Here is a 17,966-nt window from a genome sequence, read left to right as displayed (position 1 = left end):
GCTCAGGGCCACCAGAAGGCCGTGAGCCGGGCGATGCCCGGCTCGAGCGTGGCCTCGTCGGGCAAGGCCAGCACCGCCACGGCGCCGGCCGGCATGCCGCGGAAATCGCCCGACTGGCCCGAGGCCAGCAGGGCGGCGAGCTGTTCGAGGCCCGGGTTGTGGCCGACCATCAGCAGGCGGCCCTGGTCGCGGTTGTCGTCGGCGATCTGGATCAGCCGGCCCGGGGTGGCGTCGTAGATGCGCGCTTCCTGCCGGCATTCGACGTAGCCGAGCGCGGCCATCACCGTCTCGCAGGTTTCGCGGGTGCGCCGTGCCGGCGACACCAGCACGCGGTCGGGCAGGTAGCCGTGCTCGAGCAGCCAGCGGCCCGCGGCCTCGGCCTCGGCCTGGCCCTGCAGCGACAGCGGGCGGTCGAGGTCGTCCTGGCCGGGCGCGGCCGGCTCGGCGTGGGCGTGGCGCAGCAGGATCAGTTCGCGCATGACGGTCCTTGTCGGTTCAGAGCGATTTCTTCAGCCAGCGCAGCAGCGGCGCCCAGTCGTCCTGGTGGCTGCGCAGCTGTTCGGAGTGGTAGTCGAATACCGACTTGCCCAGTCCGGCCAGCAGCACGTAGGCCTGGGTGTCGCGCAGCTGCGCCACCAGCGGGTAGGGCCAGGCCTGCAGCTGCTCCATGGCCTGCTGCGAGGCGGTGGTCCAGGGCTTGAGGCGGTTGCCGACCAGGGCCACCGGCAGCTTGCCCTTCTTCACCCGCGGGTGCTTCACCAGGCTGTCGAGGAAGGGCACGGTGGCCTCGATGTCGATGGCCGAGGGCAGCACCGGCACCACCACGGCGTCGGCCATGTCGAGCACGTCGGCGAGGTCGTCGCCCATGGCGCCGGCGGCGGCATCCACCACCAGGCGGTCGATGCCGTCGGGCAGGTGCTTGTTCCAGTTTCGCCGGCAGCCGTCGAGCGGCAGCACGGCGGAGGGCAGCTGCGCGCGCTTCTCGCACCAGTGGGTGGAGGATTTTTGCCGGTCGGCATCGAGGATGGCGGTTGCCTTGCCTTCGAGCGCGAAGTGCGCCGCCAGGTTGGTGGCGACCGTGGACTTGCCGGCGCCTCCCTTCGAACTTGCGACCAGGATCGTGCGCATGCCGGACCTCCGCAGCGGGACGTTGGGCCACTCTACCCCGCCCGGCGGCGGCCGGGGAAGCCGGCCGCGCAGGAACGCCAACGGGGCGAATTCGATAACCTTGGCGCTCTTGCCCAGGGACGACCAATGAGTGAGCTGCAGGACCTGACCGCGCTGGTGCGGGCCAACACCGCGCTGGTGGTGATCGAGACGCCGGACGAGGGCCGGGTGGTGGACCTGTTCCGGCACCTGCTGATGAACGTCTGGCGGCCGCTGTACCGCTGGTCGATCACCGAGGGCCTGCGCCGCGTCGACCTCGACGGCGAGGACCCGCCGGTCGCGCCGCCCGACGCCACCACCACGATCCGCGCCATCCGCGGCCTCGACCAGCGCAGCGTCTGCCTGCTGCTCGATTTCCACCCCTACCTGGGTTACGCCACCACCCAGCGCCTGCTGCGCGAGACCATCGAGCGCCGCGGCAGCAAGGACCACACCCTGGTGCTGGTGGGCGCGAAGATCGAGCTGCCGCCCGACCTCGAGCACTTCGCCGTGCGCTTCTCGCTGCGCCTGCCCGACGAAAAGGCGCTGCTGAAGGTGGTGCAGGGCGAGGCCGCCATCTACATGCGCGAGCACGGCGGCAAGCGCGTCGAGGTCGACCAGGACGCGCTCAAGGCCATCGTTCGCAACCTGCGCGGCCTGTCGCTGATGGATGCGCGCCGGCTGGCCCGGCACCTGATCTTCAGCGACGGCGCCCTGCACCAGGGCGACCTGCCGGAACTGGCCAAGCTCAAGTTCGAGCTGCTCAACAAGTCCGGCCACCTGCACTTCGAATACGACACCACGCAGTTCGCCGACGTCGCCGGTCTCACGCGGCTGAAGGCCTGGGTGGGCCAGCGCCGCGCCGCCTTCAGCGCCGACAATCTGCCGCCGGGCCTGGACCCGCCCAAGGGCATGCTGCTGCTGGGCGTGCAGGGCTGCGGCAAGTCACTGGCCGCCAAGGCCGTGGCCGGTGGCTTCGGCGTGCCGCTGGTGCGGCTGGATTTCGGCACGCTCTACAACAAGTACCACGGCGAGACCGAGAAGAACCTGCGCGAGGCGCTGGCCTCGGCCGAGCAGCTGGCGCCCTGCGTGCTGTGGATCGACGAGCTCGAGAAGGGCCTGGCCGCCAGCGGCAGCAGCGAGGACGGCGGCGTCTCCCGGCGCGTGCTGGGCTATTTCCTCACCTGGATGGCCGAGCGCAAGTCGAAGGTGTTCATGGTGGCCACCGCCAACGCGGTGCGCGACCTGCCGCCCGAACTGCTGCGCAAGGGCCGCTTCGACGAGATCTTCTTCGTCGACCTGCCCGACCACGGTGCGCGCGCCGAGATCTTCCGGCTGCACCTGGCCAGGCGCGAGGTGGCGTGGGAGGGTTTTTCGCTCGACGCCCTCGCCCAGGCCGCCGATGGCTTTTCCGGCGCGGAGATCGAACAGTCCGTGGTCAGCGCGCTCTATTCCGCCCACGGCGACGGCGTGCCGGTGGACGAGGCGCGCGTACTGGCCGAAGTGCGGGCCACGCGCCCGCTGAGCGTGCTGATGGCCGAACAGGTCAACGCGCTGCGCGACTGGGCGCGCGGCCGCACCGTGCCGGCCGACTGAGCCACCCCTAGCGGCGGCCGGGCGGCGACCAGCCGGGCGGCGGCTCGAGCGGGTAGCCGAGACCTTCGGCGGCCTCGGCGAACGCTGCCGTCTCGCCACCTTCGGCATAGGCGTCGAAGTAGGCCTGCCACTGGTGGCGATCCATGCGCGCCTCCATCTCGCCCAGGAACTGCTGCTGCCAGGCGAGCTGGTCGATCCGGGCCTGCGCCCGGGCCTCGCGCTCCGGATCGCCCAGGGCCTGGTAGATATCATGCGCGATGCGGATGTCGATGCCGGTCCAGCCGTGTTCGAGCAGTTGGTCGGCGATGGCCAGGCAGTGTTCGCGCAGCTCGCCCTCCGACTCCCGGCAGGGCTGCGAGTAGTACTGGATAGGCGGCAGCGCGACGGCCGCCGCCACGCCCATGGCCCACAGCCCGGCCGCCGGAATGGCTTCGGTCTCCTGCGTGCGCGGCATCAGGTCGTCGGGCGCCTGCTGCAGGCGCTCATGCACCGAGCCAAAGACCACTTCGATGTCATGCCGGAAGTCGGGCGCTTCGGCCGCCAGGCGCGCGTGGCGCAGGAAGGCGTCGGCGTCGGCGCGGGCCCAGGCATGCATCATCACCAGCAGGTGGTGGTAGCCGTTGTCGCCCGCCAGTTCCGCCAGCCGCGCCAGGTCCTGTTCGCAGCCTGCCTGCGCACGCTCGGCCGGCAGGCAGCGCAGACGGGTCGCCAGCAGCACCGGGTCCTTGTCGCGCGCGGCATCGACGCGGGCGGCCAGTTCGGCGCGCACCACCTCCACGCGCGCGCGCAGGGCGGGATCGAGCGCACCCCCGGCCTCCTGATGCAGTTCCAGGGCCTTGAGCAGGGTGGCATCGGAAACCAGGTCGCCCTCGGCTTCTGCGGCGGCCAGGAAATAGCGCAGCGTGGCTTCGCGGCCGTGATCGGGATCAACCGGCGCAGGCGCAGAGCTGGCTTCGGCGGCGGCTGCGCCGGCACTTAGCAGGGTGGCGAGGACGAGGGCTTTGCAGGGCGTCATGCGGTCGTGGCTCCTGTCTTTCTGGAGGCCCTCGTGCAAGGGCGGCCTAGAGGGCCAGCTGCCTGAGCAGCCAGGCCCAGGCGGGCAGGGTGGCGAGTGAAAGCAGGATGCCATAGCCCACCATGGCCGAGGCCAGGCTGGGCGCCAGTCGGTGCGATATCGCCAGGGCGGCGGCGGTGATCATCGGCGGCATGGCCGCTTCGAGCACGATGGTGTCGCGCGCCACCGGGCCGAGGCCCAGCGGCAGCAGCGAGACGATCGCCAGCGCCACCAGCGGCATCACGCCGAGCTTGAGCAGCAGGCCGGCGGCCAGCGGCCTGAGCTCGCCGCGCGGCAGCTTCAGCTTCAATCCAAGGCCGATCGCCAGCACCACCAGCGGCAGCAGCGCGTCGGCCAGGCGCTGCAGGCCGGCGGCGATCCAGGCCGGCGGCTCGGCCGGCATCAGCGTGAGCCCGAACACCATCGCCAGGAAGGGCGGGAAACTGGCGACGCGGCGCAGCATGTCGCGCGGGGTCGGCTCGGCGTCGCCGCCGTAGCGCGCCAGCACGTACAGGCCGAAGGTGGAGAGGATGAGGAAGGCGCCGAACTGGTCGTAGATGACGGCGTACGGAAGCGCCGCTTCGCCCAGCAGCGCGCGCACCAGCGGATAACCCAGGAAGCTGGTGTTGCCCAGCGCCACGCACAGCAGCAGCACCGCCTTCTCGTCGCGGCGCAGGCCCATCAGGCGCGCCAGCAGGCCCACCACGAGCACGGTCACGCCGACCAGGGCCCAGGGCACCGCCGCCACGGCCAGCACGCCGGCGTCGAGCACCAGCCGCGGCGCGTACAGCAGCACCGCGGCTGGCAGGCAGACATGGAGCACGACCTTGTTGAGCACTTCCGGCGCGCTTTCGGGGAAGGCCTTCAGGCGCTGCAGCAGCAGGCCCAGGGCGAGCATGGTCAGGATCAGGGCGAAGGCATCAAAGGCCATGCAGGCGCGAGCTCAAAGGGGGTGGGCAGGTCGTATCTTCGCCAGAAAGGCCGGGGGTCGGGGGTAATTTCCGCAGGAAATTACCTCCGACCCCTCGCTCAGGCCAGGTGGCGCTTCAGGCGCTCGAAGGCGGTTTCCAGGTCGGCCACGCAGGGCAGCACCTGGTCCCACTCGCCGGCCTTGGCCGCGGCTTCCAGCGCGGCGGCGGCCTCGCCCAGCGGCAGCGCGCCGACCAGGCGCGCGGCGCCCTTGACCTTGTGGGCCTGGCGCGCCAGCGCGGCCAGGTCGCCGTCGGCGCGGGCACCGCGCAGCGGCGCCATGTCGGCCTCGGTGGTGGCCAGGAAGTCGTCGAGCACTTCCCGGGTCGCCTCCGGGTCGCCCCCGGTCAGCGGCGCCAGCACCGACGGGTCGAGCGGCAGCGGGTCGCCCGACACCTGCGGCAGCGGCGCGGCGGCCTTCATGTCGCCGGCCAGCGGCACCGTATGCGGCAGCCAGCGCTGCAGCATGGCCACCAGTTCGGGGATCGAGACCGGCTTGGCAAGGTAGGCATCCATGCCCGCTGACAGGCAGCGTTCGGCCTCGCCCTTGAGCGCGGCGGCGGTGAGCGCCACCACCGGCGTGCGCGGCAGGCCGCGCGCGGCCTCCTCGGCGCGCAGCGCCCGGGCAAATTCGTAGCCGTCCATTTCCGGCATGTGCACGTCCGACAGCACCAGCGCATAGCGGCCGCTGCGCCAGGCCTCCAGGCCCTTGCGGCCGTCCTCGGCGCTTTCGCTGGCGTAACCGGCCAGCGCCAGCTGGCGACCGACCACCAGGCGATTGGTCGGGTGGTCGTCGACCACCAGCACCAGGCTGCGCTCGGCCTCGGCCTGTTCGATGGCGGGCAGCGGCCGGGCCAGGAAGCCCGCGGCCGGCCCGATCGCGGCCTCGGGCTCGAGTTCGTCCTCGCGGCCGCGCGGCAGCGCCAGTTCCAGCCGCATCGTGGTGCCGGCGCCGGGCGTGCTTTCCATGTGGATCTCGCCGCCCATCAGCTCGGCCAGCCGGCGCGCGATCACCAGGCCCAGGCCGGTGCCGCCGAAGCGGCGCGTGGTGCTGCCCTCGGCCTGCGAGAAGGGCTGGAACAACCGCGCTTTCTGTTCGGGCGTGACGCCGATGCCGGTGTCGGTGACCCGGAAACACAGCCGGTCGCCCTCGCCCTCGCGGCCGCGCCATTCCAGCGCCGCCTCCACCATGCCGCGGTCGGTGAACTTGATCGCGTTCGACAGGAAGTTCGACAGGATCTGCCGCAGCCGCAGGCCATCGGCGAGATGCGCCGGACCGATCCGGTCGTCCACCTCGCACAGCAGCACCAGGCCCTTGGACGAGGCCGAGCCGCTGAAGTTGGCCACCGTCGACTGCAGCAGCCGCGGCAGCGAGAGCGTGGTGGGCGAAAGCTCGAGCCGGCCGGCCTCGACCTTCGAGAAATCCAGGATGTCGCCGATGATCTGCAGCAGCGAGCGCGCCGACTGCCGGATCACCTCGACCGTACGCCGTTGCTCCTCGTCGAGCCGGCTGTGCTCGAGCACTTCGAGCATGCCGGTGACGCCGATCATCGGCGTGCGGATCTCGTGGCTCATCGCCGCCACGAAATTCGACTTGGCCTCGCTGGCTTCCAGCGCGCGCGCCTCGCTGGCGCGCAGGCGCTGCTCGAGCTGCTTGATCTGGGTGAGGTCGGTGGCCGCGGCCAGGTAGCCGACGGTGCGGCCGGTGGCGTCGCGCATGGCCGAGGTGGCCAGCAGCACCGGCACTTCGACCCCGTCCTTGCGCACGAAGCACAGCTCCATCGGCTCGGGGGCCTGGTCGATCAGCAGCGGGAACAGGCGCGAATCGGCCGGCACCGCCTGGTCGCGCGCCGCGGTGAGCCGGGCCGCCAGCGCCTCGAGCTCGTCGGGACGGACCAGCAGGTCGAGGCCGGCCCGCCCGGCCACCTGGTCGGCGCGATGCCCGGTGAGCCGCTCGGCCTGCGGATTGAAACTGGTGAAGCGGCCTTCGCCGTCCATGGACATGATGGCCACGCGCGCGGCGGCGAACAGCGAGCGCTGGAACAGCTCGCGCTCCTGCAGCGCGGCGCGCACCTGCTCGTTGCGCGCCAGCTGCTCGTTGAGTTCGGACTCGAACTTGCGCACGTCGTCGCGCATCACCAGGAACGCGTCCATCACTTCGCCCAGCTCGCCCTCGGGTTCGTAGCGGGCCTTGCCCTGGTAGTCGTGCCGGCGCATCTGCTGGGCCAGCGCGGTCAGCGATTCCACGCCCCGGTAGATGTTGCGCAGCAGCTTGCGGCCCACCAGGGCCACCACCAGCAGGGTGGTGAAGCTCAGCGAGGTGCGGATCCAGGCGGCGCGCTGGGCGCGCTCGGCCTGCGCGCGCACCTTCTGCTCGGCTTCGATCATCTCCAGGTCGCCCAGGTGCTTCATGCGCGTGGTCACCGGGTCGATGGCCGGGTAGAGCTCGGTGTCGGCGAAGCGGGCCAGCGCGACGATGTCCTTTTGCAGCAGGATCTGCCGCAGGGTCTCGATGGCGGTGTCGGCGCGCACCTTGTTGCGCCCGACCTGGGCGAAGATCTGCTCCTGCTCGGGGGTCAGCGGCATCTGCTCCAGCGCCTGCCAGTGGTCGCGGATGCGCAGGCGGGCGTGGTCGACCACCTGCACGCCTTCCTCCCAGCTGATCAGATAGTTGCGCACCCGGAACGTGGTGTCGACCACGTCCATGCCGTAGGCGTCCGACACCGCCTTGATGCGGCGCAGCCCGGACAGCGACTCGTCCTTGAGCTCGACCAGGGCGCGCTGGTTGAGCTGGCGCTCGTACTCGTCCAGGCCCAGCACGGCCGCGCCGGTGAGCAGCAGCAGGCCGAACAGGCCCAGCAGCTGGATCCGGATGCCGAACCTGGGGCGGCCGCCGGACGCCATCGCCACTCAGTGCTGGGTCTGCCGCCAGCGCTGGATGGCGTCGGGCAGCTGTTCGCCCGGTACCGGCGGCGAGATCAGGTAGCCCTGCGCGAAGTCGCAGCCAAGCTGGGCCAGCAGTTGCCACTCCTCGATCGTCTCGACGCCTTCGGCCACCACCGCCAGGTCGAGTTTCCGGGCCAGGTCGAGGCTGGTTTCGATCATCGCCCGCTTGCGCGGCTGGCTCGGCGCGCCGGAAACGAAGCCGCGGTCGATCTTGAGTTCCGTGAAGGGGGTCTGCGAAAGCTGGGAAAGCGAGGAATAGCCGGTGCCGAAGTCGTCCACGCTCAGGCCGAAGCCCTTCAATCGCAGCCGGGCCAGCATGCCCAGCCCGCGGGCGGTGTCGCTCATCACCAAACTCTCGGTGATCTCCAGCACGATCCGGTCGGCGTTGACGCCGTGCTCGCGCAGCACCGCCTCGTAGCGATCGGCCACTTCCGGGCCGGTGAGGTTCTGCGCCGACACGTTCACCGAGACCCTCAGGTCCAGCCCACGCGCCTGCCAGCGCTTGGACCAGGCGCAGGACTGGACCAGCATGAGCGTGGTGAGCTCGTCGACCAGGCCACCGGCTTCCATCAGCGGCACGAACACCACCGGCGGCACCATCCGGCCGTCGGGCAGGCGCCAGCGCGCCAGCGCCTCGACGCCGACGATCTTGCCGTTGCCGAACTCGGCCTGGGGCTGGAAATACGCCGTGATCTCGCCGCGCGAAAGCGCCATGCGCACCTGATCGAGCGTCACCTCCACCTCGGCGGCGACCGGCGCCGGACCCGGGCCCGACTCGAACAGCGACAGCACCGTGGTGAGCTTGCCCGGGGTCAGCGGCTTCTCGATGCAGCCGAGCACCCGCAGCCCCGAGGCCTTGGCCATCACCTGCACGGTGTGCAGCAGGGCCGGCTCCATGGCGCTGACCACGGCGATCGAATGGGCGAGGTTTTCCTGGGCGACGATGCCGATGAACTCGACGCCGTCCATGCCAGGCATGTCCAGGTCCACCAGCACCACGTCGGGCGGCTCGGGCAGGCCGCGCAGCAGGTCCAGGGCCTGGTAGCCGTCGGCGGCCTCGTGCACGCGGTCCAGACCCAGGTCGGCGAGCAGGCGCAGGCCCAGCCGGCGCTGGAAGCCGTGGTCCTCGACCAGCATTACCGTCAGGCCAGCCAAACCCATTGGTGCCCACCCCTGAGATGCGCCAGGGCCACTGTAACCGCGCTCCCTGCCGTTCAGGAAGCCCGGGGCCGGCAGGGGGCGATTCTGTGCTGCAGCGCACATTGCAGGGGGGTCGGCCATACGCTAGCGTCCGGGCGGCGATGAGGGGACGTCCCGGGGACCCGGGGGCGGCATCGCGGCAAGTGGATTGAGTGCAAATACCGGGCGCGGCCTGCGTCCATTGCGTACCACTTCTTGGAAAGGGGATAGGGAATGAAGACGTCGCTCCGCGGTGCCGCCAGCCGGTACCTGCCTGCCCTCGTGCTGCTCGCCTTCAGCGGCGCCACGATGGCCAATACGCTCAACCAGAACGTGTCCTGGACGATCGACCGCTCCGGCACGACGGCCAAGTACCGGGTCGTCGCCTACGGCGACTCGATCTACGCCGGCTACAACGGCTCGATCAGCAACGCCGGCCTGTACGCGGCGCCGACGGTCGATGCCGAGTACCTCTCGGCGCTGTGGAACGCCGACATCGAAAGCGTGCGCCGCGCCAAGTCGGGCGCCGTCGCCAACGACGTCTACCGCAACAAGATCGTCGCCGAACGCTCCTACATGCAGGCCGCCAGCACCCGCGTGGTGACCTTCGAGATGTGCGGCAACGACGGCCTGCAGGCCCGCACCGCCTTCAAGAAGCAGACCGGCACCTGCAACTACGCCGGGCTCGACGCCGCCGTGAACGCCTGCAAGACCAACGTGGCCGCGGCGATGGACTACATCAACGCCAACGCCCACCCCAACACCCGGCTCAAGGTGGTGTCCAACCTTTATTACCCGGGCTTCAACGCCGACAACGTGCAGAGCAGCTGCCGCGACGCGACCACCGGGCAGACGGTGAACATGCGCGACCGCTTCCTGCCGGCGATCGTGAAGATGAACTACTGGATGTGCGAGTACGCGCGCCAGAAGGGCTTCAAGTGCGCCGACAGCTTCGCCCAGTACATGGGCGCGGACTACGACAGCAACGGCGATGGCGTGGTCGATGCCGACGCGCTGCGCTACGTGGCCGGCGAGTCCGAGGCCAGCTACGTGGGCCGCATCACCGGCAGCCTCAGGCCGACCCTGCGCGACGCCAACTTCAAGCTCGTCTCGTCCTCGAGCAGCTACGACTACATCCAGTCCGACGACGTGCACCCGACCTACCTGGGCCGCACCGTCAGCGCCGGCCTGTGGGGCGGCAGCTCGGGCACCGTGGCGCCGCGCTACACCAGCTTCAGCGGCGGCAAGAGCCCCGTCTGGAACACCGCCGGCCACGAGCGCATGGGCTGGGCCCTGTCGGTCTACAACCCGGCCAGCCCCTGAGGACGGGGGCCGCCGGCCATGGCCAGCCCGCAGACACCGCGCACGCCGCCCGACCGGGACGGCGTGACGGTGACGCCGCGGCAACGCGGCGCCCGGCTCTCGCCGGGCGTCGCGCTGGTGCTGCTGCTGGGCGTGGGCGCGGGCCTGGCCTGGTGGCTCTGGCCGGAACCCTCGCCGCCCGCGGTGGCGATGCCCGCGCCGGAGGCACCCGCCCCGGCGGCCAAACGCCCGTCGCGCCCGATGCCGCCGCCCGAGATTCCCGTTGAGCTGCCCAGCGTCGACCCGGACGACCTCGCCGTGCATTTCCGTCCCGGCGACCCGGAACCGACCGGCGCCGAGCTGATCACCGCGCTGCAGGAAGCCGGCATCCACACCGGCCTGGGCGCCTTCAACCCGCCGGGCACCAGCCCGCCGCTCGAAGGCCTGGCCGTGCCCGAGGACTACGAACTGCCCGAGGGCTACCTGCGCCACCACCAGTTCCACGACGACGGGCGGCCGATCGAGGCGATCCTCATGTTCGCGCCCGGCGCCGAGTTCCGCGATGCCCAGGGCAACCTGGTCGCCCTGCCGGCCAACGGCGTGGTGCCGCCCGAACTCGCGCCCAAGGACCTGCCCCTGCGCTGGGTGCGTCCGGACCAACCCTGACGGTTTCCCAAGGAGTCGATGCCCGTGGCCATGGACCGGTCTGTCCTTCTTCGCGCGCGCCTGCCGCTGGCCCTGCTGGCCACGCCGGCACTGCTGTGGATCTACTCGGGCGGCGGGGCCGGCTGGTGGCTGGGCCTGGTGGCCCTGGTGCCCTGGCTGCTGGCGCTGGAAGGGACCCGCGGCTGGCGCGGCGCGCTGCTGGCGGGCTGGGCGGTGTCGGTGGCCTTCACCGCCTTCGTGCTGGGCTGGTTCGGTGCCGCCATTGGCAGTTACACCGGGCTCGGCCCGATGGCCGGCTTCACCGCCCTGGTGCTGGCCGCGCCGCTGCTGCAGCCGCAGTGGATCGCCTTCGCGCTGGTGCACCATTTCGCCGGCCGCCGCCACGGCGACGCCGTGCGCGCGCTGGCCGCGGCGGCCGCCTGGGTGGCCTGCGAGGCGCTGTGGCCCAAGCTGCTGGGCGACACCCTGGGCCATGGCCTGCTGCCGGCCACCTGGCTGCGCCAGGCCGCCGATCTCGGCGGCGCGGCGCTGCTGACTTTCCTGCTGCTGCTGGTCAACCAGGGCATCGCGCTGGCGATCGGCCGGCGCCGCCAGGGCGCACGCGCCTTCATCGGCGCACTGGCGCCGGTGGCCGTGCTGCTGGCCTTCTGGTCGGGCTACGGCGCCTGGCGGCTGGCCACGCTGCCAGGGCTGCCCGAGGACGCGCCGGTGCTGCGCGTGGCCCTGGTGCAGGCCAACCTCGGCGATTACGCCGCGCTGCGGACGGAGCACGGCACCTACGGCGCGGTACGGCACGTGCTCGACACGCACTACGCGCTGTCCTGGTCGGCCAGGCGCGAGCACGGGGCCGATGTGCTGCTGTGGCCCGAGACGGTGTACCCGACGACCTTCGGCAGCCCGCGCAGCGAGGACGGCGCGGCGCTCGACGCCGAGATCCAGTCCTTCGTGAATGCGATCGGCCTGCCGCTGGTGTTCGGCACCTACGACCTCGACGAGGCCGGCGAATACAACGCGGCGGTGTTCCTCGAGCCGGGCCGGGGCCGCCTGGCCACCTATCGCAAAACCCATCCCTTCCCCCTCACCGAGTACGTGCCGGCCTGGCTCGACGGCCCGGTGCTGCGGCGCTGGCTGCCCTGGGCCGGCAGCTGGCAGCGCGGCGACGGCGCGCGCGTGCTGCCACTGCGCACCGGCGATGGCCGCCAGGTGGAGGTGGCGCCGCTGATCTGCCTGGACGACGTGCGCCCCGCGCTCGCCATCGACGGTGCCCGCCTCGGCGCACAGGCCCTGGTCGGGCTGTCGAACGACGCCTGGTTCAGTCGCGGTGGCCGCGGCGCCCGGCTGCACCTGGCGGTGGCGGCCTTCCGCAGCATCGAGACGCGGCTGCCGCAGCTGCGCGTCACCACCACCGGCCTGAGCGCGTTCGTCGACACCTCGGGCGAAGTGCTGGCCGTGACGCCGGCCAATGACCAGGCCGTGCTGACCGTGCCCCTTCCCGTGCTGGCGCCGCCGCCCACCCTGGCCGTGCTCTGGGGCGACTGGGTGGGCCGCGTGGCCGCGCTGGCGCTGGCGCTGTGGGCGCTGGCCCGCGGCCTGCAGGCCTGGTCGCGGCGGCAGCCGCTGCGCCGCACCGATGATCGCGTGCTGCTGCTGGCGCCGGCGGCGCGCGTGGCGCTCGGCGCGCTGCAGGCCCTCGCCGGCCTCGGCCTGGCCTGGCTGGCGCTGGACATGGCGCTGCGGGTGGGCTGGCAGGTGGCCACGCTCGGCCAGCTGCAGGTGTTCACGCTGGCGGTGCTGCTGCCGGCGAGCCTGGCCTGGGCGCTGCGCGCCTGGTTCGGCGCGCGCTGGCAGGTCCAGGGCGAGTCCCTGCTGCTGACGGGCCGGCGCGAACAGGTATCGATCCCGCTGGCCTCGATCGTCGGCCTGCGGCCCTGGCGCCTGCCCTGGCCCGGAAGCGGCGTGGCGCTCCGGCTCGCGTCGGGCCAGGACTGGCGACAGCAGCTGCAGCTGGCCGACCCGGTGGCCCTGCTGGCGGCATTGGCGGCGGCCGGCTCGCCGGCGCGGCTGGACGGCCCGAGGTCGGGCGCCGACGCGCGCCGCGACCAGATCCGCGCCAGCGGCCCCGCGCCCTGGCTCGACCGGCCCTGGCTGAAGTTCGGCCTGTTCCCGCTGCTGCCGGCGGCCATCGCCTTCCGCCTGCACCAGGTGATCACCTTCGGCGGCGCTTTCGGCGAGGCCCAGGTGCACGGCTGGGGCGCCTGGTGGCTGGGTCTGGGCATCTGGTGGCTGTCGTGGATGCTGGGTCTGGCCCTGGTGGCTGCGGCCCTGCGCGTGCTGGTCGAGGCCGCCACCGCGCTGGCCCTGCGCCTGGCCCCCGGCCGCGCCGCCGGCCTGCGTTCGCGCACCTTCACGCTGGCGCGGGCGCTTTATTTCCTCGGCATCCCCGCCTGGCTGGGGTGGCGGCTGTTGGTGGGCTGACGGGCGCGGGCGGGGCGGCCAACGGGTCGGGACACCCCCGGCTGCTATAATTCCGAGTCTTTGCTCAGCTTCCGGAACGACCCCCCATGTCCGCCATCCCCACCCCGCCCGTCGCGCTCGACCGCGAGTACGACCTCGAGTCCAAGTACACCCGCGAGGAAGGCCGGATCTACCTCTCCGGCGTGCAGGCGCTGGTGCGCCTGCCGCTGATGCAGCAGATGCGCGACCGCGCCGCCGGCGTCAACACGGCCGGCTTCATCTCGGGCTACCGCGGCTCGCCGCTGGGCGGCTTCGACCTCGAGCTGTGGCGCGCGCGCAAGCACCTCAAGGCCAGTGCCATCGAGTTCACCCCGGGCCTGAACGAGGACCTGGGCGCGACGATGGTCTGGGGTTCGCAGCAGACCAACCTGTTCAAGGGCGCGAAGTACGACGGCGTGTTCGCCATGTGGTACGGCAAGGGCCCGGGCGTGGACCGCTGCGGCGACGTGTTCAAGCACGGCAATGCCGCCGGCACCTCGGCCATGGGCGGCGTGCTGGCGCTGGCCGCCGACGACCACGCCTGCCGCTCGTCGACCCTGCCGCACGGCTCCGAGGGTGAGTTCGAGAGCGCGATGATGCCGGTGCTCAACCCGGCCGGCGTGCAGGACATCCTCGACATGGGCCTGCTGGGCTGGGCCATGAGCCGCTACACGGGCCGCTGGATCGGCTTCAAGACCATCGCCGAAACGGTCGAGTCCTCCGCCTCGGTGAACGTAAACCCGCACCAGCTCGACATCGTGCTGCCGGGTGATTTCGAACTGCCGCCGGGCGGCCTCAACATCCGCTGGCCGGACCCGCCGCTGGACCAGGAAATGCGCCTGCACCAGTACGCGGTGAAGGCCGCGCAGGCCTTCGCCCGCGCCAACCACATCGACAAGGTGGTGGTGGATTCGCCGCGCGCCCGCCTGGGCATCGTCACCACCGGCAAGAGCTACCTGGACGTGCTGCAGGCGCTGGAATACCTGGGCATCGACCGCAAGGTGGCCGAGGACATCGGCATCCGCGTCTACAAGGTCGGCATGACCTGGCCGCTGGAGCCGCTGGGCATCCGCGAGTTCGCGCGCGGCCTGGAGGACATCATCGTCGTCGAGGAGAAGCGCAGCTTCGTCGAGCGGCAGATGAAGGAGTACATGTACAACTGGGAGCACGGCCAGCGCCCGTCCATCGTCGGCAAGTACGACGAGGACGAGAACTGGGTGCTGCCGAGCACCAACGAGCTGACCCCGGCGCGCATCGCCCGGGTGATCGCCGCCCGCGTGCAGCGCTTCTTCCAGTCCGAGGCGATGGACAACCGCCTCAAGTGGATCGCCGCCAAGGAAAAGGAGCTGGCCGCGCCGCGCGCCAACTTCCCGCGCGTGCCGCACTACTGCTCGGGCTGCCCGCACAACACCTCGACGGTGGTGCCGGAAGGCTCGCGCGCGCTCGGCGGCATCGGTTGCCACTACATGGTGACCTGGATGGACCGCAAGACCGACACCTTCACCCACATGGGCGGCGAAGGCGTCACCTGGAGTGGCCAGGCGCCCTTCACCGAGGAAAAGCACGTCTTCCAGAACCTGGGCGACGGCACCTACTTCCATTCCGGCTCGCTGGCCATCCGCCAGTCGATCGCCGCCAAGGTGAACATCACCTACAAGATCCTCTACAACGACGCGGTCGCCATGACCGGCGGCCAGCCGGTGGACGGCACGCTCAGCGTGCCGGACATCGCCCACCAGGTGCGCAGCGAGGGCGTGCAGACCATCGTTGTGCTCAGCGACGACATCGAGAAGTGGTCGGACCGGTCGATCTTCCCGTCGGGCGTCGAGTTCTTCGACCGCAGCGAGCTCGACGCGCAGCAAAAGCGCCTGCGCGAAGTGCCGGGCACCACGGTCATCATCTATGACCAGACCTGCGCGGCAGAGAAGCGCCGCCGCCGCAAGCGCGGCAAGATGCCGGACCCGGCCAAGCGCACCGCCATCAACTCGCTGGTGTGCGAGGGCTGCGGCGACTGCGGCGTGAAGTCGAACTGCGTGTCGGTGCTGCCCAAGGAAACCGAGTACGGCCGCAAGCGCGAGATCGACCAGTCCAACTGCAACAAGGACTTCAGCTGCGTGAAGGGCTTCTGCCCGAGCTTCGTCACCATCAAGGGCGGCGGGCTGCGCAAGCGCAAGGGCACCGGCAACAAGGAGCTGCTGGAGAACCTGCCGGCGCCGCAGTTCCGCAGCGAGCTCGACCAGCCCTGGAACATCCTGATCACCGGCGTCGGCGGCACCGGCGTGGTGACCATCGGTGCCCTGCTGGGCATGGCCGCGCACCTCGAGCACAAGGGCGCCAGCGTGCTCGACCAGACCGGCCTGGCCCAGAAGGGCGGCGCCGTCACCACGCACGTGCGCATCGCCCGGAACCCGGCCGACATCCACGCCGTGCGCATCGCCGCGGGCGAGGCCGACCTGGTGCTGGGCTGCGACATGGTGGTGGTGAACGACTACTGGGCGCTGTCGAAGATCCGCGCCGACCGCACCGAGGTCGTCATCAACGACTACCAGGCCATGCCGGGGCCGTTCACCCGCATGCCGGACATGCAGTTCCCGGCGGCCGGCATCGTCGATGCCATCCGCACCGCGCTCGGCGGCCGCGAGCCGCTGCAGGTGGCGGCCACCGAGATCGCCACGGCGCTGATGGGCGACGCCATCGCCACCAACCTGTTCATGCTGGGCGTGGCCTGGCAACGCGGCCTGGTGCCGGTGTCGTACGACGCGCTGATGCGCGCGGTCGAGCTCAACGGCGCGGCCGTGGAGATGAACCGCACCGCCTTCGCCTGGGGCCGCCTGGCGGCGATCAACCCGCAGGCCGTGCTCGAGGCGGCGGGCCTGGCCGAGGCGCCGGCCACCGACGTCATCGCCCTGCCGCTCGACGACGAGCGCCTGAGCGTGAACCTCGACGAGATGATCGAGCGCCGCGTGAAGTTCCTCACCGACTACCAGGACAAGGCCTACGCCGGCCGCTACGTGGCCCTGGTGGACAAGGTGCGCCAGGCCGAGGCCCGCAAGGCGCCCGGCTCCACCAAGCTCACCGAGGCCGTGGCCCGCTACTACTTCAAGCTCATGGCCTACAAGGACGAGTACGAAGTGGCGCGCCTTTACACCTCGGGCGAGTTCAGGCGCCGCATCGAGCAGCAGTTCGAGGGCGACTACAAGATCCACTTCAACCTCGCCCCGCCGCTGCTGGCCAAGCGCGACGCCGACGGCCACCTGGTGAAGAAGGAATACGGCCCCTGGATCTTCACGGCGTTCAAGCTGCTGGCGAAGATGAAGGGCCTGCGTGGCACCGCCTTCGACATCTTCGGCAAGACCGAAGAGCGCCGCATGGAGCGCCAGCTGATCGCCGACTACGCGAAGCAGGTCGATTCGCTGCTCGAGCGCCTCGACGGCGACAACGTGGGCCTGGCCACCGAGATCGCCTCGGTGCCGGAACACATCCGCGGCTACGGCCACGTCAAGGAAGCGCACCTGGCCAAGGCCAAGGCGCGCGAGGCGGAGCTGCTGGCGCGCTGGAACAACCCCGAGGCGGCGCGCACCGCCGCCTGATCCTGGGGCAGGGCCTCCGGGCCCGGAACGGAAACGGGGTCAGGTTCACTTCCAGCGCATGGCTGGAAGTGAACCTGACCCCGTTTCTTTCAGGCCTCGCCGGCGGCGTCGAGGTGGTCCCAGAGCGCGGGGTCGATTTCGGGCAGGGCCTCGAGCGCGGGTTTGGCGAACAGGAAGCCCTGGAAGCGGCGGATGCCCATGTCGCGCAGTTCGCGGAACTCGCCCAGGGTTTCCACGCCCTCGGCCAACACCTCGCAGCCGAGCGAGCGGCAGGTGGCGACGATGCCGCTGGTGATCGAGCGGCGCACGCGGTCGGCATCGAGGCCGCGGATCAGGGCCATGTCGAGCTTGACCACGTCGGGCTGGAACTCGGCCAGCAGGTTCAGGCCGGCGTAGCCCGCGCCGAAATCGTCGATGGCGGTGAGGAAGCCGCGGCCCTGGTAGTCCTTGATGATGCGCACCACGTGCGGCACGTCGCGGATCTTCTCCGACTCGGTGACCTCGAAGATCAGCCGGCGCGGGTCGAAACCGCAGCGCTCGGCGGCCGCCAGGGTCAGCCGGATGCAGGTGGCGGGCTCGTACACGGCGTTGGGCGCGAAATTGATCGACAGGCGCGTCGTCATGCCCAGGCGCGCGGCGGTGTCGATGGCCGCCACCCGGCAGGTCTGGTCGAAGCGGTAGAGCAGTTCCGGCGGCACCCGGGCGATGACCTCGCCGGCGCTTTCGCCGCCTTCTCCGCGCACCAGGGCCTCGTAGCCGAAGATGCTGCGCGTGGCCACGTCAACGATGGGCTGGAAGGCCATGCGCACGCCGAAGCCGAGCGTCTCGTCGCCCCGGCAGTTGGCACAGGGATGCGGGCTGGCCACTTCGCCGAAGAATTTCTTCAGGTACATCGCACGCATCCCCCGGTCCCGTCGCCCGGATTCTAGGCTACCGCAAGCAGAAACGGGGTCAGGTTCACTTCCGGCAAGTCGGAAGTGAACCTGACCCCGTTTCTTTTTGGTTCTTCACCCAAGTCCGGGGAA

At 71.1% G+C, this 17,966-nt stretch carries 12 protein-coding genes; 5 read left to right on the top strand and 7 right to left on the bottom strand.

Annotated elements, in window-relative coordinates:
• Positions 1 to 2: 2 nt before the first annotated feature.
• Both C6N40_RS06705 and C6N40_RS06700 read right to left on the bottom strand, forming a co-directional pair.
• Entirely contained in the window at positions 3 to 479 is a 477-nt protein-coding gene (locus C6N40_RS06705; RefSeq protein ID WP_106990245.1) for a SixA phosphatase family protein, read from the bottom strand.
• Positions 480 to 495: 16 nt separating this feature from the next.
• Positions 496 to 1,128, bottom strand: a complete 633-nt coding sequence (locus C6N40_RS06700; protein WP_106990244.1) for a ParA family protein — start codon at positions 1,126 to 1,128, stop codon at positions 496 to 498.
• Between the two features lie 126 nt (positions 1,129 to 1,254).
• Between C6N40_RS06700 and C6N40_RS06695 the strand changes: the two genes are divergently transcribed.
• Positions 1,255 to 2,742, top strand: a complete 1,488-nt coding sequence (locus tag C6N40_RS06695) for an AAA family ATPase (protein ID WP_106990243.1) — start codon at positions 1,255 to 1,257, stop codon at positions 2,740 to 2,742.
• Positions 2,743 to 2,749: 7 nt separating this feature from the next.
• Here C6N40_RS06695 and C6N40_RS06690 read toward each other — a convergent pair whose 3' ends face one another.
• From C6N40_RS06690 to C6N40_RS06675, 4 genes are all read right to left on the bottom strand, one after another.
• Positions 2,750 to 3,757 carry a hypothetical protein gene (locus C6N40_RS06690; protein WP_106990242.1) on the bottom strand — a complete coding sequence of 336 codons (1,008 nt, stop codon included), beginning with the start codon at positions 3,755 to 3,757 and terminating at the stop codon, positions 2,750 to 2,752.
• A 46-nt stretch (positions 3,758 to 3,803) separates the two neighbouring features.
• A complete protein-coding gene (locus C6N40_RS06685; RefSeq protein WP_106990241.1) occupies positions 3,804 to 4,727 on the bottom strand; it encodes an AEC family transporter in 924 nt (307 codons plus the stop codon).
• Positions 4,728 to 4,825: 98 nt separating this feature from the next.
• A complete protein-coding gene (locus C6N40_RS06680) occupies positions 4,826 to 7,669 on the bottom strand; it encodes a PAS domain-containing sensor histidine kinase (protein ID WP_106990240.1) in 2,844 nt (947 codons plus the stop codon).
• Between the two features lie 6 nt (positions 7,670 to 7,675).
• The gene (locus C6N40_RS06675; RefSeq protein ID WP_162782121.1) at positions 7,676 to 8,872 is read right to left on the bottom strand and encodes an EAL domain-containing response regulator; all 1,197 of its coding nucleotides are present in this window, start codon (positions 8,870 to 8,872) and stop codon (positions 7,676 to 7,678) included.
• A 252-nt stretch (positions 8,873 to 9,124) separates the two neighbouring features.
• On the opposite strand from C6N40_RS06675, the gene C6N40_RS06670 reads away from it, so the two are divergent.
• The 4 genes from C6N40_RS06670 to C6N40_RS06655 all read left to right on the top strand — a co-directional run bounded on the left by C6N40_RS06670 (position 9,125) and on the right by C6N40_RS06655 (position 16,941).
• Complete coding sequence (locus C6N40_RS06670) at positions 9,125 to 10,213, top strand: SGNH/GDSL hydrolase family protein (RefSeq protein WP_205208566.1); 1,089 nt, start codon at positions 9,125 to 9,127, stop codon at positions 10,211 to 10,213.
• Between the two features lie 18 nt (positions 10,214 to 10,231).
• A complete protein-coding gene (locus tag C6N40_RS06665) occupies positions 10,232 to 10,858 on the top strand; it encodes a hypothetical protein (RefSeq protein ID WP_205208565.1) in 627 nt (208 codons plus the stop codon).
• A 30-nt stretch (positions 10,859 to 10,888) separates the two neighbouring features.
• Complete coding sequence (gene lnt, locus C6N40_RS06660) at positions 10,889 to 13,333, top strand: apolipoprotein N-acyltransferase (protein ID WP_162782120.1); 2,445 nt, start codon at positions 10,889 to 10,891, stop codon at positions 13,331 to 13,333.
• An 86-nt stretch (positions 13,334 to 13,419) separates the two neighbouring features.
• A complete protein-coding gene (locus C6N40_RS06655) occupies positions 13,420 to 16,941 on the top strand; it encodes an indolepyruvate ferredoxin oxidoreductase family protein (RefSeq protein WP_106990237.1) in 3,522 nt (1,173 codons plus the stop codon).
• 89 nt (positions 16,942 to 17,030) lie between these two features.
• Here the strand turns inward: C6N40_RS06655 and C6N40_RS06650 are convergent, their stop codons facing one another.
• A complete protein-coding gene (locus C6N40_RS06650; protein ID WP_106990236.1) occupies positions 17,031 to 17,834 on the bottom strand; it encodes an EAL domain-containing protein in 804 nt (267 codons plus the stop codon).
• Between the last annotated feature and the right edge of the window lie 132 nt (positions 17,835 to 17,966).

Source organism: Arenimonas caeni, from assembly GCF_003024235.1.
In the GTDB taxonomy this organism is placed as follows: Bacteria; Pseudomonadota; Gammaproteobacteria; order Xanthomonadales; family Xanthomonadaceae; genus Arenimonas; species Arenimonas caeni.
Note: the sequence above shows the minus strand (reverse complement) of the source record. Positions and strands in the feature narration are given on the sequence as shown.